Origin of the sequence: Bacillus infantis (assembly GCF_020171945.1) — a bacterium.
Classification (GTDB): domain Bacteria; phylum Bacillota; class Bacilli; order Bacillales; family Cytobacillaceae; genus Bacillus_AB; species Bacillus_AB infantis_A.
Map to the genome: position 1 here is coordinate 413693 of NZ_JAIVAP010000003.1, position 14878 is coordinate 428570.

General features: G+C 45.2%; 15 protein-coding genes and 1 tRNA gene. 12 read left to right on the forward strand and 4 right to left on the reverse strand.

Annotation, left to right across the window (positions count from 1 at the left end; translation table 11 throughout):
• The 5 genes from LCM00_RS08830 to LCM00_RS08850 all read left to right on the forward strand — a co-directional run bounded on the left by LCM00_RS08830 (window position 1) and on the right by LCM00_RS08850 (window position 4918).
• A complete protein-coding gene (locus LCM00_RS08830) occupies window positions 1–1008 on the forward strand; it encodes an ABC transporter ATP-binding protein (RefSeq protein ID WP_224900621.1) in 1008 nt (335 codons plus the stop codon).
• Window positions 1005–1820 (forward strand): serine hydrolase, encoded by an 816-nt coding sequence (locus tag LCM00_RS08835; RefSeq protein ID WP_224900317.1) that lies wholly within the window; start codon window positions 1005–1007, stop codon window positions 1818–1820. Before LCM00_RS08830 ends, LCM00_RS08835 begins: the two co-directional genes overlap by 4 nt.
• A gap of 4 nt (window positions 1821–1824) precedes the next feature.
• Window positions 1825–2166 carry a DUF962 domain-containing protein gene (locus tag LCM00_RS08840; protein WP_224900320.1) on the forward strand — a complete coding sequence of 114 codons (342 nt, stop codon included), beginning with the start codon at window positions 1825–1827 and terminating at the stop codon, window positions 2164–2166.
• A gap of 155 nt (window positions 2167–2321) precedes the next feature.
• Complete coding sequence (locus LCM00_RS08845) at window positions 2322–4346, forward strand: putative bifunctional diguanylate cyclase/phosphodiesterase (protein WP_224900323.1); 2025 nt, start codon at window positions 2322–2324, stop codon at window positions 4344–4346.
• Window positions 4343–4918: an HAD hydrolase-like protein gene (locus LCM00_RS08850; protein ID WP_224900326.1), complete on the forward strand. Its 576-nt coding sequence runs from the start codon at window positions 4343–4345 to the stop codon at window positions 4916–4918. The genes LCM00_RS08845 and LCM00_RS08850 overlap by 4 nt, the downstream gene beginning before the upstream one ends.
• A gap of 44 nt (window positions 4919–4962) precedes the next feature.
• On the opposite strand, the gene LCM00_RS08855 is transcribed toward LCM00_RS08850, so the two are convergent.
• The 4 genes from LCM00_RS08855 to LCM00_RS08870 form a co-directional block, all read right to left on the reverse strand.
• The gene (locus LCM00_RS08855) at window positions 4963–5385 is read right to left on the reverse strand and encodes a pyridoxamine 5'-phosphate oxidase family protein (protein WP_224900329.1); all 423 of its coding nucleotides are present in this window, start codon (window positions 5383–5385) and stop codon (window positions 4963–4965) included.
• The gene (locus LCM00_RS08860) at window positions 5378–5638 is read right to left on the reverse strand and encodes a hypothetical protein (protein WP_224900332.1); all 261 of its coding nucleotides are present in this window, start codon (window positions 5636–5638) and stop codon (window positions 5378–5380) included. Before LCM00_RS08860 ends, LCM00_RS08855 begins: the two co-directional genes overlap by 8 nt.
• A 23-nt stretch (window positions 5639–5661) precedes the next feature.
• The gene (locus tag LCM00_RS08865; protein ID WP_022543627.1) at window positions 5662–5781 is read right to left on the reverse strand and encodes a hypothetical protein; all 120 of its coding nucleotides are present in this window, start codon (window positions 5779–5781) and stop codon (window positions 5662–5664) included.
• A 191-nt stretch (window positions 5782–5972) separates the two neighbouring features.
• Window positions 5973–6046, reverse strand: a tRNA-Arg gene (locus tag LCM00_RS08870).
• Window positions 6047–6190: 144 nt separating this feature from the next.
• Between LCM00_RS08870 and LCM00_RS08875 the strand changes: the two genes are divergently transcribed.
• The 7 genes from LCM00_RS08875 to cphA all read left to right on the forward strand — a co-directional run bounded on the left by LCM00_RS08875 (window position 6191) and on the right by cphA (window position 14837).
• Window positions 6191–7537 carry a spore germination protein gene (locus LCM00_RS08875; RefSeq protein ID WP_224900335.1) on the forward strand — a complete coding sequence of 449 codons (1347 nt, stop codon included), beginning with the start codon at window positions 6191–6193 and terminating at the stop codon, window positions 7535–7537.
• A 16-nt stretch (window positions 7538–7553) separates the two neighbouring features.
• Window positions 7554–8654: a spore germination protein gene (locus tag LCM00_RS08880; RefSeq protein ID WP_224900338.1), complete on the forward strand. Its 1101-nt coding sequence runs from the start codon at window positions 7554–7556 to the stop codon at window positions 8652–8654.
• On the forward strand, window positions 8651–9736 hold the full coding sequence (locus LCM00_RS08885; RefSeq protein WP_224900341.1) for a Ger(x)C family spore germination protein: 1086 nt from the start codon (window positions 8651–8653) through the stop codon (window positions 9734–9736). The genes LCM00_RS08880 and LCM00_RS08885 overlap by 4 nt, the downstream gene beginning before the upstream one ends.
• Before the next feature lie 189 nt (window positions 9737–9925).
• A complete protein-coding gene (locus tag LCM00_RS08890) occupies window positions 9926–10093 on the forward strand; it encodes a hypothetical protein (protein ID WP_224900344.1) in 168 nt (55 codons plus the stop codon).
• A gap of 111 nt (window positions 10094–10204) precedes the next feature.
• A complete protein-coding gene (locus tag LCM00_RS08895) occupies window positions 10205–11203 on the forward strand; it encodes a DUF3231 family protein (protein ID WP_224900347.1) in 999 nt (332 codons plus the stop codon).
• Between the two features lie 197 nt (window positions 11204–11400).
• On the forward strand, window positions 11401–12216 hold the full coding sequence (locus tag LCM00_RS08900; RefSeq protein ID WP_224900350.1) for a cyanophycinase: 816 nt from the start codon (window positions 11401–11403) through the stop codon (window positions 12214–12216).
• The gene (cphA, locus tag LCM00_RS08905) at window positions 12213–14837 is read left to right on the forward strand and encodes a cyanophycin synthetase (RefSeq protein ID WP_224900352.1); all 2625 of its coding nucleotides are present in this window, start codon (window positions 12213–12215) and stop codon (window positions 14835–14837) included. The genes LCM00_RS08900 and cphA overlap by 4 nt, the downstream gene beginning before the upstream one ends.
• The last annotated feature ends 41 nt before the right edge of the window (window positions 14838–14878 follow it).

The following is a 14878-nucleotide window of genomic DNA, read 5'->3' on the forward strand; positions in this document are numbered from 1 at the left end:
ATGCCGGACAGCATACTTGAGGTAAAGAATCTTAAAAAACATTTTGCGCTGGGAAAAGGTGAGATATTAAAAGCTGTAGACGGCATCTCATTTAATATAAAAAAGGGAGAAACCCTCGGGATTGTCGGTGAATCAGGCTGCGGCAAATCGACTGCCGGCAGGACGATCATCGGGCTTTATGACAGCACAGAAGGGGAAGTCATCTTTAATGGGAGAAATGTCCACAGCATGACAAACAGAGAGCGCTTCTCTTTTCACAAGCAGATGCAGATGATTTTTCAGGATCCCTATGCTTCACTTAATCCCAGGTCGACAGTAAGTGAGATCATTGCGGAGCCGATGGAAGTGCATGGCTTGTTTCGCAATAAACAGGAGCGGATGGAGAAAATCTATCAGCTTCTGGAGGATGTTGGACTGAATAGAGAGCATGCCGGACGATATCCGCATGAATTCAGCGGGGGACAAAGACAAAGGATAGGAATTGCGAGGGCTCTTGCCCTGGAGCCTGAATTCATTATAGCGGATGAACCGATATCAGCACTGGATGTTTCGGTCCAGGCCCAGGTGGTGAACCTCCTCAAAAAGCTGCAGAAAGAAAAAGGGCTGACATACTTATTCATCGCCCATGACCTGTCCATGGTCAAGCAGATAAGCGACCGGATCGGCGTCATGTATCTGGGGCATATGATGGAGCTCACAACCAGTAAGGAATTATACCGGAACCCGCTTCATCCTTATACACGGGCTTTGCTTTCAGCCATTCCGATCCCTGATCCGGATGTTGAGGATCAGAGGGAAAGAATCATCCTGCAGGGCGAGCTGCCAAGCCCTATTGATCCCCCAAGCGGCTGTGTATTCCGGACAAGATGCCCTCACAGCATGGATATTTGTGCAGAAAAAACGCCTGTCTGGCAGGAGGCGGAGAAATCAAGGTTTGTCGCCTGCCACTTATACGATCCCAATCTGACCGGAAATCATGACAGTTCACAGGCAGCAGCTTCTAAATGACCGGGCTGCTCTCTGATAATATCAATCATCTTGAACAAAGGCTGGCTGAAATCCTCAGACAATGTCCGGGGAATGCCAGTCTGGCTGTTGAATATGGCGAGGAAGCAATTAATATGAACAGCGGGCGAAAATATCCTGCAGCAAGCCTAATCAAAATCCCGATCATGATGGAAGCTTTCTTTCAGGCAGAGGAGGGCGGCCTGGACCTCAATGAGCTGGTATATACTGGCGGGATTGAAAAGGCCGGCGGGGCAGGGATCATTCAATCTCTTTCTGCAGCAGCCTCCTTAAGCATCCTGGACTGTATAACATTGATGATTATCGTCTCTGACAATTCAGCAGCCAATCTGCTGATAAAATTGCTGGGCAAGAAAAATATTAATGATAGAATGCATGGACTAGGGCTCCAAACGACTGTACTGGGCAGAAAAATGATGGACTTTGAAGCAGCAGCAAAAGGTATAGAAAATTTCACCACTGCAGCAGATATGGTTAAATGCCTGAGAGCAATAAAAGAAGGCAGATTGTTTTCCGAGAAGAATCGCAGCTTGATGCTCGATATAATGGAATCGCAGCAGTTCAGAGAAAAGCTTCCGGCCATTGCATGCAAAGAGCTGAAAATTGCCAATAAAACCGGGGAACTTCCTGGGATTGAGCATGATTGCGCCATCTTCACTTCTGGCCAGGATGCTCTATATGCTGCCGTCCTGATCGATGGCATCTCAAGCCCGGAAGAAGGAAACCGCACAATAAGGCTGATTGGAAGCCGGTTATCCGATTTTCTGTGCCTTCCGGAAGAAGAAAGGAGTTGAAACAATGGGAGATTTTAAGAATTATAATGAGTTCTGGCCATTTTACCTTTCGCAGCACAGCAAAAAGTCAACAAGGACTTGGCATTTCATAGGCACAACTTTTGTGTATATCTGTATTGCTCTTGCCATCATTTATTTGAATTTCTGGTTCATTATCCTTGCGCCGGTCATTGCCTATGGGTTTGCCTGGTTCTCCCATTTCTTTATTGAAGGAAACAAGCCTGCAACTTTTGGACATCCATTCTGGTCGCTTCGGGCAGATTTCCAAATGTATTTTTATATTTTAACTGGTCGGCTTTCAAGAGAAATCGACAATCTGCCTGAACAATATTCAGCAGAAAAATAGACTGTCAGAAAAGCATCCCCAATTGTGAGGATGCTTCTTTTCATTCTAATTCAGCCGCATACTGGTCTTTGACACTATAGAGGAGGGATAGTAATATAATCATAGGGATATAGTAATATTTTCCTGATAATAGACTAGGACAGGTGGACATCATTGTGAATAGCTATATAATTTCTGCAGCCGCCATGGTGCTGCTTGCGTTTATCTTTTTCTCTTCCGTTTTCCTGGGGAGCAGATATATCTATCAAAAACAAAAATATACTCAGACATTGCTTCTTCCGATTTCCAGCTCCTTTTATGTGTGGCTTCAGCTGATGACCCTTTTAAGCATTTACGGATTTATTGAACCAGCAGATGCATTTACACTGCAAAGCCTGGCCATTTTCCTTTGCCAGCTCGCTGTTTATATGGTTCTTTTTCAATTTGCGGGAGTAAAAGATGACAAGGAAATGTCGCTTAAGAATCTCGTGCTGTGTGTTTTTTTTGTTGCATTAACAATCGGCATAGATGTTTATTTTGTCAGAAAAATAAATCCTTCGTTAGTTGTCAGCACTGAGCACATACTCATTGCCAGCTTATTCTTCATTATTTCATTGTTCTTATGCTTCAGGTTCGTCCAGCAGATTTATATTGATAAAGTATTCAATAAGAAAAAGGTGCCTTTCTGGTTCCTTTCCTTTGGAGCTCTCCTGGTAGCTTATACATTTGTGGGGAGCACCATCGAGATCATCAGGAGTTTGAACAGCAGCGGGGGTAACAGCTTATTCTTTACAGAAGTGCTGTCCATCCTGCTCCTTCTCGGTGTGACAACGGTTTATGGGGAAAAACAGTATAACCGGAAAGAACAGGAATTGGTTGAAAGCAACAGACACCTCAATCACCTTGCCTACCATGATACATTGACGGGACTTCCGAACAGGAGGAAGGTCATGCAGTCGATTGAGGAGTGGATGGCAGAGGGTATCCAGTTTGCGGTTGTTTTTATCGATCTGGACCATTTCAAGCATGTCAATGATCTTCTCGGCCATAATATCGGGGATGAGCTGCTTAAAGAAATTGCCTCCAGGCTGGAAGAGAATTCCGGCAGCGATGATATTGTGGGCAGGCTTGGAGGCGATGAATTTATCATTTTGAAGCCAGTTAAGGAAAATCTGCAGCTTGACCATTTTTCAACAGAACTGATTGAAAAGGTTGTAGAGCCAGTCCGGATTCTTGAACATGAGATCGTTATTACAACGAGCATCGGGATTGCTTTATTTCCAACGCATGGGAAAGATGTGAATGACATCATGAAAAAGGCGGATATAGCTATGTACAACTCCAAGGATAAAGGGAGGAATACATACTTTATCTTTACGCTTGAACTTGACGAGAGCATCATCCGCAAGATGACGTTAAAGGAAGATTTGAAGCATGCACTGGTGCGGAATGAACTGGAGGTGCATTTTCAGCCGAAAATCAGAGTATCTGATCAATCAGTGAATGGATTTGAAGCGCTTCTGAGATGGAAGCATCCTTCAATAGGCTTTATCCCCCCGGCTGAATTTATTCCGATAGCAGAGGAATCAGGCTCGATATCTGAAATAGGAAGCTGGGTCCTGCGGCAGGCCTGCAGAGAAATCTCTGCTATTAACGAAAAATATGGCAGGCAGTATATTATTTCTGTGAATTTCTCGATCAAGCAGCTCCTTCAAAAGGATATTGTGGAAATAGTTTCGGGCATCTTAGGTGAAACCGGCCTGGATCCTAAGTTTCTTGAACTTGAAATAACAGAAAGGGTGGCCATGAATGATGCCTATTCAGCAGGAGATGCTTTTATGCAGCTGCTTGACCTTGGGCTGATGCTGAGCGTCGACGATTTTGGAACAGGATATAATTCGCTGAGCAATCTGCAGGGGCTGCAGATCCAGCGGCTTAAAATAGACAAAACCTTTATACAGCAAATGGAAAGTGATGAGCATAATAAAGCTTTGGTAGCTTCCATTGTGTCGATGGGCAAGCATCTTGGCATGCAAATCACTGCTGAGGGCGTTGAAACCCCGGAGCAGCTGTCATTCCTGATGGAAATTGGGTGTGATGAGGCGCAGGGCTTCTACTTCTCTAAGCCAAAGCCGATTGAGCAGATTATGAATACAATCAATGCCGGCAGCAAAGTGATAGCCGGAAAGGAGCAGTCATGAATATTCTATGGGATTTTGACGGTACTCTTTTTGATACATATCCAGCATATACCCGCATCTTGAAAGAAGTGTTGGGAGAAAAAGCAGAATATGAAGAGATTTTCTCCCAATTAAAGATTTCCTTTACCAATGCCTTCGGTCATTATAACCTGGAGGAAGAGCAGATTGCCTATGTAAGAAAAATGGCAAGAAGTCTGAAGCCGCACGATCTGCAGCCATTTCCGGGAGTGAAGGATGTGCTGAAAAGGGCCGGGTGCAATGTCATCATGACCCATAAAGAAAGGGAGGATGTGCTGGCCATCCTGGAGCATCATAATATGTCCTCTTTATTTGCCGATATGGTCGCCGGTGATGATGGATACCCAAGGAAGCCGCATAAAGCCTCTTATGAATATCTGCATGGCAAAAAGAGCATTGATCTGGCCATCGGGGACAGGGAACTCGATATTCTGCCTGCGAAGGAGCTCGGCATCAGGACCTGCCTTTTCCAGAATAGTACACCTGGCGCGGATTATTATTTGTCACGGTATGAAGATTTTGACACAGTTATCGGTTGGGAAAAATTTAAATAAAAATGAAAGAAGGCAGCGTGGCTGCCTTCTTTCTGTTTCAATAATTATAATTCAAGTGTTTCAAAAGAGCTTTCTTTGCTGTTCATTACTCTGACGTCTGTCGGCTGTATTTCGAGGACGATATAATTCGGGTCATTCGGTCCGTCAAACCATGGCTTTAAATGGTCATTCCATACTTTTTCCTTAAGATCTTCAGAAGCATTGACAGAGGCTCTTCCTTCGATTTCAAGGTACTCATCTCCCAGCCCCTCGCCATCGTAGCCGATAAGTATATGAACATTCGGATTCTCTTCAATTTCTTCTGTTTTATCGGTCTCTTTGCTTGTTGCAGTATAAAGCTTCAGCTCATCGTTGAAAAATGTCATATAGCGTGTATGCGGCTTATTGTTTTTTACGGTCGCAAGCGTTCCTATTTTATTATCTTCCAAAATTTTAAGCACTTTATCTTTCACATCATTATTAGTCATAAGAATCCCCTCCTATTTTGTCTTTATCAATCGTTTCGAAGTCTGCATTATACTTTTCTTCACTGGAGGAATTATCTTTCGTGTTCCTCCCCATCTTCTCCTCGTGCTGCTCCTGCTTCAGGTCCTCGAGAGGAATGGTATCGACATTCTGTTCTTCCTTGAATTTATCGTAAATGCTTTCTTTGTCGGTTTTGAACTGCTCAGGGTTGTCCATGTTTTGCTGTTCGTACTTACCGTCTTTTTCGCCTGCCATGCGAAATCACCTCTTATTCGAGATTATTTTTGGTTCTTTTCTGTTTTGGAGCCTTCCCGCTGCGGTTCGATATCTTTGTTGTGTTCTTTTTTCTTTTCCTGTTCAATTGAGTCATTGTCCTGGTGTTTATTTGTTTCAGCCATGAATATAACCTCCTTGATGATTGTGTAATAGTACATTACCCTTTTTCAGAAGTGAAAAACCGGGAGGGGAATTTCAATGTGCGGCCGGCGGGAGGGAGGGCTTCAATTATGTAAGTTTGTCAGTGGTTCTCCTGCAAACAAAAACAGCAATAAAAAAGGCCCGCTGCATATGCAGCGGGCCTTTCAATATACGTCCCAGAAGAGATTCGAACTCCCGACCTACAGTTTAGGAAACTGTTGCTCTATCCTGCTGAGCTACTGGGACAACGTTATTTATTATATAACCTTTTTACCTGCTGGTCAATAATGATCTAAAAAAAATCCTATTTTTTTTTGAGAGGATTTTTCTGCATGAATTTTCCTTGCAGTGGGACAATAGTGGATATTTCTTAAGTGAGTTGGTGAAGAGATGTTCAAGGGCGGCAGCAAAAGGGAAGAGCTCCTCCGGTTTTTAAAGGAGAAGGCGGGCCATGCATCAGATACAGCCGTTCAGGAGCTAAAAGGGGCTAATATCTCTGTCTATCTATTTTATATAAAAAGTATTTGCGATACCGACAAGATCCAGGAGCAGCTGGTAAAGCCCTTTTTCCAGCTGCATGATGAAGCGGGATATAAAAAATATATCTGTTCCCTGTCCGGCATCAGTGAGCTTGGGGACAGAGGGCAGGCTCTGAAGGATTTGATGAGGGGCTCGGCGATCCTCCTGTTCAAGGACACTTTCTATGTTCTGCAGCTAAAGAAATATATAAGCCAGGGAGTCAAGGATGCAACTGTTGAAACAACCATCCAGGGACCCCAGACTGCATTGAGCGAAGACCTTGGAACAAATCTTAACATCATCCGCCACCGCTATCATAAGACAAGCTTAACGGTGGAAGAAAACGAAATAGGTTCTGTTTCGGGGCTGGGCCTTCTGCTCCTCTATGACAAGGAAAAGATTGAGGAAGACATCCTACAAGGGATAAAAAAGAAAATAGAAAGCATCAAAGCTTCACAGAAAATCGTCCAGTCAGCAGGAGAAATCCATAGAATGCTGACGCCGCGGAAGAAAACGCTCTTTCCTGTGTTCATGATTACTGAGAGGACGGATCGCATAGCCCTTAATCTTGCACAGGGAAAAGTAGTCATCCTTATTGAAGGATCTCCTTTCGGCCTGATACTTCCGGCAGTTTTCTTTGACTTTATGAGCTCTATGGAAGATCTGTACCAGCCCTATTGGGTTTCAAGGTTTTTGATAACTCTGCGGTATCTTGGCCTGTTTATCAGTCTGCTGCTTCCTGGCCTTTATGTGGCCATTACTTCTTATAATCCTGAAGTCTTCCAGGTCCAGCTTGCACTGGGAATCGCGGGAAGCCGGTCATCAGTCCCTTATCCCTCCTATCTGGAGGTGCTGTTCATGCTGATTATGATGGAGCTTCTGACAGAAGCATCCATCAGGCTGCCTAAATCGATCGGATCGACAGCCACGACGGTTGGAGGATTGATTCTGGGGCAGGCTGCCACAGAAGCGGGTCTGGTATCGAACATCATGATTATCATCGTCTCAGCTGTGGCTATCTCCAATTTTGTGATTCCAATCAATGAAATGAGCTTCTCGATGAGGGTAATGAAATATGTCATCCTTCTTCTCGCAGCCATGACCGGTATGATTGGCCTGGTTATAGGCCTGATGGGCCTGCTTATATTCCTTGTACGATTGGACAGCTTCGGAAAGCCGTATTTGAAAATGTTTTTTGGCGAAGGCAGTAAACAGTAGAAGCGAGGAGGTTCGAATGACAAGCCGTTATTTTTATTATTTAATCCTGCTGAATATGCTTGCCAATATCATCGTATTTGTACCAAAGCTGCTCATTGAAGAACGTACCGGCGGAGCCGTGATGTCTATGATGGCTGCTTTGCCTCTTGGGGTGCTCGGAGCTTATTTTTTTGCAAGGGCGATGAGCAGTTTCGAAGGAAAAAGCCTGCCTCAGATCTTGAAGGACTCTTTCGTCCCAGGATGGGCCGGAAAGCCTCTCATTCTTTATCTGGCCTTTATTTGGATGGCATCCGGCTTTATTACTCTTTATGCCTTTACAGATATTACGGAAAGATTCATCAATCCTGATATGGAAAACTGGCAGATAGCAGTTTTTTTTCTCCTATTTATTGTATGGGCGGCCTCTTCGAAACCCGAGAAGGTGCTGTACCTCCTGGAAATTATACTAATCCTTAATGGGCCGCTTGCTGTGCTGCTTCTTGTCAAAATTTATCTGAGCGGTTCCCTGAGCTGGCTGGACATTAAAGAGGCAGCCACCCATTTGTGGGAAATGCCGACATGGAAGTCAGTTTCTGCTGCAACTTATGTCTTTTCCGGATACACAAATTTAGTCATTTTCAATATAGTGCTGAAGGGGAAGGCTAAGCCCCGCTTCTTTTTGCTGGTCCTGCCGGCAGGCGCAGCAGTCCTTGCTACAACGTATTTCGTGCCAATTGGAACTTTTGGCTTTGAAGGGGTAGGCGATCTTGAGTATCCCTGGCTGTCGAGTGCGGATGCGGTCAGAATGGAGCTTGCATTTGTTGAACGGGCCTTCTATATTTTTATCCTCATCTATATAGGGATCTCGCTGATGAATGTTGTGGTTCACTGGCATGTAGCACAGTCACTGATCAGAAGTGCCGTTCCGCTTCGAGCTGAAAATAAAAATACGAAAACTGCATCATTTAAAAGAAACATTCCGCTGCTGCTGTTTGCCGTGCTGTTTTTTATCGGAGAATTTATTGTCAATGAAGAAATCATGTCTATCTTTACTGTTTGGTGGATGAACATTCGCATGCCGGGCGAGTACATAATGGTCGTCCTGTTAGTATTGCTTTCTTGGAGGAGAAATAAATGAAGAAAAGGCTGCTGCCGGCTGTTGCCGTTCTTATACTATTTTTGGGCGGGTGCGGGTTCAAGGATATTGACAACCGCTTTTTTGTTGTGACAATGGGGATCGACCGGCCGGAAGATGATGGTGATCTTATTAAGGTATCATTGAAGCTTGCCATACCCACTGCCGACACCAGGTCTGATGACAGCCGATTTGTCGTTGTCACCGAAACCTCGGAAACTATTTCAGAAGCAATCAGGATTATTAAATCGAGGGTAGACAAGGAACTTGATTTCGGGCATTTGAAGGTTATCCTGCTTGGGGACAGTTTGACGGGTGAGAGCGTCAAACGGGAAATGGACTGGTTCTACAGAAGGAGGGACATCCAGAAAATTGCCTGGATTGCGATCGGCAAGCCGACTGCCGAAGAGGTGATGAAAATAAAGCCTCCTTCCGAGAGGCTCGCATCCAATACACTTTTTCTTTCCTTTGATCTGCAGGGCTCTGAGTCGCCCTATACCATATCCAAATATCTGTTCCAGTTTTACAGGGAAAGCAAGAGCAAGGGGATCAGTCCGGTGCTCCCTGTTGTAAAAGTGAAAAACGGCCTCCTGGAAATCAATCAGGCCGATATATTCAAGGATCATAAACGCGCACTAAGGCTTTCAAAGAACGAGACAAAAACCTTCAATGCCCTCAAGCACGAATTTGAAAAACAGCAGATCACTGTTAAAGAACAAGATAAATTTTTCGTCGTTTCCATAGACAATTATAAGTCTGATATTAAAATCGCTGAAAATAGCAAAGGTGCTGCTGTAGAAGTTGGCATCTCTGTCCAGGGAACGATAGAAGAGTCAAGAAGCGATCTATCAAAGAAGGAGCTTGAGGTTTATAATCAGCTGCTTGAGAAGGAGATAGAAAGGATTGTAAAAGACTTGCTGAAAAAATTCCAGTATAACTCACTCGATCCTATGGGGTTTGGACTGGCTTACAGAGCAAGCCATTTTGAAAAGGAAGAGTGGGAAAGATGGAATGCAATTTACCCTGATATTGACATAAAAGTAAAAGCCGATTCTAAGATTATGGGTACGGGGATAATTGAATAGTTTGGCATGTCCGCCCGCAAGTAAAGGGGCAAAGGCAGCAGTCGCTTTTTAAAAGTTTGGTAAACTTCTTAAGCTGAGGATAAGAAACGGTTAAGAGAGGTAAAAAAACTGAAAATCCTATTTTATTTCTTTTCTGATTTTGTAAGATAAGCTTGTAACCGGTTCATTAAAAATGAGGAGGAGTAAAAGATGAAAAAATGGATTTTGATGCTGTTTGCAGCCCTTTCTTTATCAATGGCAGTTACAGGATGCAGCGGTACAGAAGATGAAGATAGTGATACCGGCACAGATACAGAGCAGAATGAAGATACCGGAACAGAAACGGATGAAGAAGGCACAGAAGAGGAATCTGAATAAGTTTGAGCAGGCTGCCCCGCGGAGGCAGCTTTTATTTTGCCAAGATGAATTCCATGAAGTCCTTTTGGAGACGATATTCTATTATGCAGGCATTTTAAAAGGAGTGGTATCATGGGAAGCAAGCCGGCAATTTCATCTTCTGAATTAGGTACTTTATGGATGACATATCAGCAAAAAACGATGCTGATCCATATGCTGCCATATTTTATTAGAAAGGCTGAGGATCCGGAAGGGAAGGAGCTGCTGCAGTCTTTATTGGTTCAGATAGTGCCATATAAAGAAAGAATTGAACGTATTCTTGAGGAAGACGGGGCAGTCATCCCTAGAGGTTTTACCTCCCAGGATGTCAATCCCGATGCCCCGGTTCTGTATCAGCCTTATTTTGATATCCATTTTCTGAGGCTGATGAAGGAAATCAGCATGGGGCTCCATACGCTCCATCTCAGCATGGCGTACAGAGAAGATATTATTACCTTATACAGGAACCTTTCGCAGATTACACAGGAGTTTTATCAGCACTTTACGCAGTTCCTGCTCAAGAAAGGCCTGCTGCCGCGCCCGCCTTCCGTTACGATGCCCAAAGAAGTTGAAATGGCCGAGGGGACTGGATATATGAAGGGAAATGATCTATTTGGCAACAAACGATCCCTCAACACAGTTGAAGTCGCGCATCTGTATCATGCCATTGAAAGCAATGTGACAGGGATGCAGATGATCACCGGGTTTGCTCAGACTGCAAAGAAGCAGGAAGTGAGGGATTACCTGAACAGAGGAAAAGACCTTTCCCAGAAAATCATTGTTGAATTTGGGCAGAAGCTGACAGATAGCGATATACAGGTGCCAACTACTTCTGCCGGATACCCAACCACTTCGACTGAAGGCCCTTTCTCTGATAAGCTCATGCTTTATTGCATCAGTCTTTTGTGCAGTTTTGGACTTGGAAGCAATGCAATTGGAACTGCTTTCAGTCTTCGCAATGACCTGCCTTTGAAAATGGCAGCCCTGGCCAAGGATATCTATGCATACGGACATGATGGAGGAAGGATCATGGCCAAGAATGGATGGATGGAAGAACCGCCGCAGATGGAAGACCGCAATACTTTAATTTGAAAGAAAACAGCCCCCTGCAAAAGGGCTGTTTTTTTATTTTATAAAATTTAATTGGATGCGGTTTCATAAAGGCTTGAACGGGGGTATAGTAGCTTGGGCTTTAATGAAAAAACTGGAAGGGTGAGGTTCAGGCAGGGATCAAAGAAGGGTCTTAAAAATCTTTATCACTTCAAAAACATGACGGGAATGGTGAAAGAATGCAGACTGGGGATTTATTGATCATTGGAGGCAACGAGGAGAAGTGCAATGAAGTAGAGATTCTGAAGAAATTTGTGGAGATTTCGGCTGCAAGGACAGGCCCGATCGGGGTCTTGCCCACAGCATCCCGGATCCCTGATGAAGTGAGCCGTGAATATATAGAGGTTTTGAACAGGCTTGGAGCTGACGAAGTGATCAGCCTTGATATCTCTTCGCGGGCTGAGGCGGATTCGGAGGAATTTGCCCGGAGAGTAGAGAGCCTTGCCGCTGTTTTTATCACCGGCGGCGACCAGGGGAGGCTGGCAGATCTGATTCTTGGTTCACAGGTATATGAAGCCCTACATAACAGCTGGAAAAATGGCATGCCTATTGCAGGGACGAGTGCAGGCGCCTCCATCATGGGCAGAGTTATGATCGTGTCGTCCCATACGAAAGCGGCAGACGATGTCCTGCAGGTAGAATTGGGAGAAGGCTTCGGTTTTCTCCAAAACCTTGTCATAGACCAGCACTTCTCCCAAAGGGCCAGGTTTGGAAGGCTGCTTGGAGCCATTGCGGAAAATACAGACTTAATGGGGATAGGCATTGATGAAAATACGGCTATCCTGGTCAGAAATGGACAGTTTGAAGTATTCGGTGAGCATCAGGTGTTTGTATTTGATGGAAAGGAAGGGGAATTCGTCAATTCCGCTGTTTCCAGCAATGGAAGCGAGGAACTGACATTGTCCGACTTTAAGCTGCATACTTTAACCGGCGGATACAGATTTGACTTGGACGGTAGAAAACTACTTATTAAAGGGGAAGAGGGGCAAAGATGAAAGTAAAGCGTATACGATATTTGAAGGGTCCAAATTATTTCAGCTATAAACCGATGATGTGGGTCGAAATAGACCTGGAAGAGCTGGAATTCCAGCCCACAAATGAGCTCCCCTTGTTCGCTGACAGTCTGCTGGAGGCCATTCCGTCAATCGGGGAGCATACCTGCTCAAGGGGCTACAAAGGCGCTTTTGCAGAGCGCCTTCGCGAGGGGACATGGATGGGCCATGTATTGGAGCATATAGCCCTTGAACTGCAGTCCCTGGCAGGCATCGAAGTGAAGTATGGAAAAACGGTCACAAGCGGGAAAAAGGGCATCTATTTTATCGCCTTTGAATATAAAGAGCCGGAATCAGCTTTATACGCCTTTCAGTCAGCAAAAGAGATTGCTGAAAAAATCCTCAGGGGCGAGAAAGGCTTTTCGGTAAAACCCTATATTGATAAGATTGCCGACTTATATTATAAGAATAAGCTTGGTCCGAGCACAGAGTCGATTTATCTGGCTGCAGCCGCACGTAATATCCCCGTTGAACGTGTGGGGAAAGACAGCTTTCTAAGGCTTGGGACAGGCTCTAAACAGAAATATGTGCAGGCAACCATTACGAGCCAGACCTCTTATTTGGCAGTCGAGGCCTCCTGTGATAAGGAAATGACCAAGGAAATGCTGCGGGGCAGCGGCATTCCAGTACCAGAAGGAGAAGTGGCCGAAACATTGGAAGGGATAACGGAAGCTGCAGTGAGGGTCGGGTTCCCGCTTGTCATCAAGCCCCTTCATGGAAGACAGGGCCAGGGTGTTGCAACAGGCATCAGCAGCTGGGAAGAGCTGAATGCACTGCAGAAGTGCCTCAAGGAGGAGGATAAGCCATACATTGTAGAAAGGCATTATGAAGGAAGCGACTACCGCCTCTTTGTAGTAGACAACCAATTGCGGGCTGCAAGTTTAAGAGTGCCTCCTTTTATCATTGGCAACGGAACAGATACGATTCAGGAGCTGATAGAAAAAGAGAATGAAAATCCTCTGAGAGGAAACGGCCATGAGAAGCCTATGACAAAAATTCCAATGGCTGATTCGCTGGACTGCTTCCTTGAAAAAATGGAGCTGAATAAGAGCTATGTACTTGAAAAAGGCAGGGTTCTGCCGGTAGCAGGAAACGCAAATCTTTCTACCGGAGGACAGGCGATCGATGTTACCGATGAGGTCCATCCTTCAGTCAGGAAGATGGCTGAGGCGGCTGCAGCATCCATTGGCCTTGATGTCGCCGGTGTGGATATCATATCAAAGGATATTGCGAAGCCATTGGATCCGCGTGATACCTGTGTACTGGAGGTCAATGCAGCCCCTGGAATACGGATGCATCTTTACCCTGGGAAAGGAAAGAGCAGAAACGCCGGTGCTGACATTGTTGATTATTTGTTCTCCAGCAGGGAAGAGGCGGCTATCCCGGTAATTGCTGTAACAGGAACTAACGGCAAAACCACAACCTCCCGGCTGGTCAAGCATTTCCTCGAGAAGGAAGGGACGACTGTCGGCCTTACCAGCTCAGATGGCGTCTATGTCGGGGATCAATGCATCGATACAGGGGACTGCTCAGGACCGATTTCGGCAAGGAAGATATTAAGCCATCCAAAAGTCGATATAGCGGTGCTTGAGTCTGCCAGGGGAGGAATCCTCAGAGAAGGTCTTGCCTTCCGCCATTGTGACGTAGGGATTGTCACCAATGTTTCTGAAGATCACCTCGGACTTGACGGAATTGAAGATTTCACCCAGCTCGCCAAATTGAAGAGGCTCATACCGGAAGTGGTGATTGAAGGGGGCTATTGCATCCTGAATGCCGATGATCCGGAGACACTGAAAATGGCTGCATATACGAAGGGTAAAGTCATTTATACATCATTGGATGAGGAAAGCGAGGGTTCCCGAAGGGCTCTTGAGAAGGGCGAGCCTCTTTGGTATCTGGACAGCATAGGACAGATTGTGTATGCGGAAGCAGGCATCAAAGCGAAATTCCTGCCTGCTGCAGATGTACCTATAACCATCAATGGAAGGGCGAGGCACAATATAGCCAATCTGCTGCAGGCTTTGGCCGCGGCGGCTGCGCAGGGAGTAAGTCTTGAAACACTTAAGGAGAAGGCCTTATCCTTTATGCCCGACTCCACGAATTCCCGGGGCAGGTTCAATTCCTTCCTGGTTCAGGGGCGGGAAATCATCATTGATTATGCCCATAATGCTGCAGGGCTGTCTGCTGTTTTTGGTACGGCAGATTATATGAAAAATAAGAGGCTGATTACCATCCTTTCAGCTCCGGGAGACAGGTCTGATTCAGATATTGCCAGGATGGCAGAAATTACAGCAGGTTATTCCGATTTGATCATTATAAAGGAAGATAAAGACCTGCGGGGAAGACTGCCTCTTGAAACAGCATCGCTTTTGAAAGCTGCAGCTTCCACGGTCATGGACAGCCAGTCACTGTTCATTTGCCCGGATGAACTGGAGTCTTATCAGAAAGCCTGGTCTTTATCCCATGAAGGAGATACACTCCTGTTTTTATACGAAGACTTTGAGGTTGCGTCCTCCTTTATTGAAGATCTTAAGAAGCATGAACAAGCCCTGCAGGGTGACTGATAGGACACATGGCCTGCCATCTTAATGATGGCGGGCTTTTC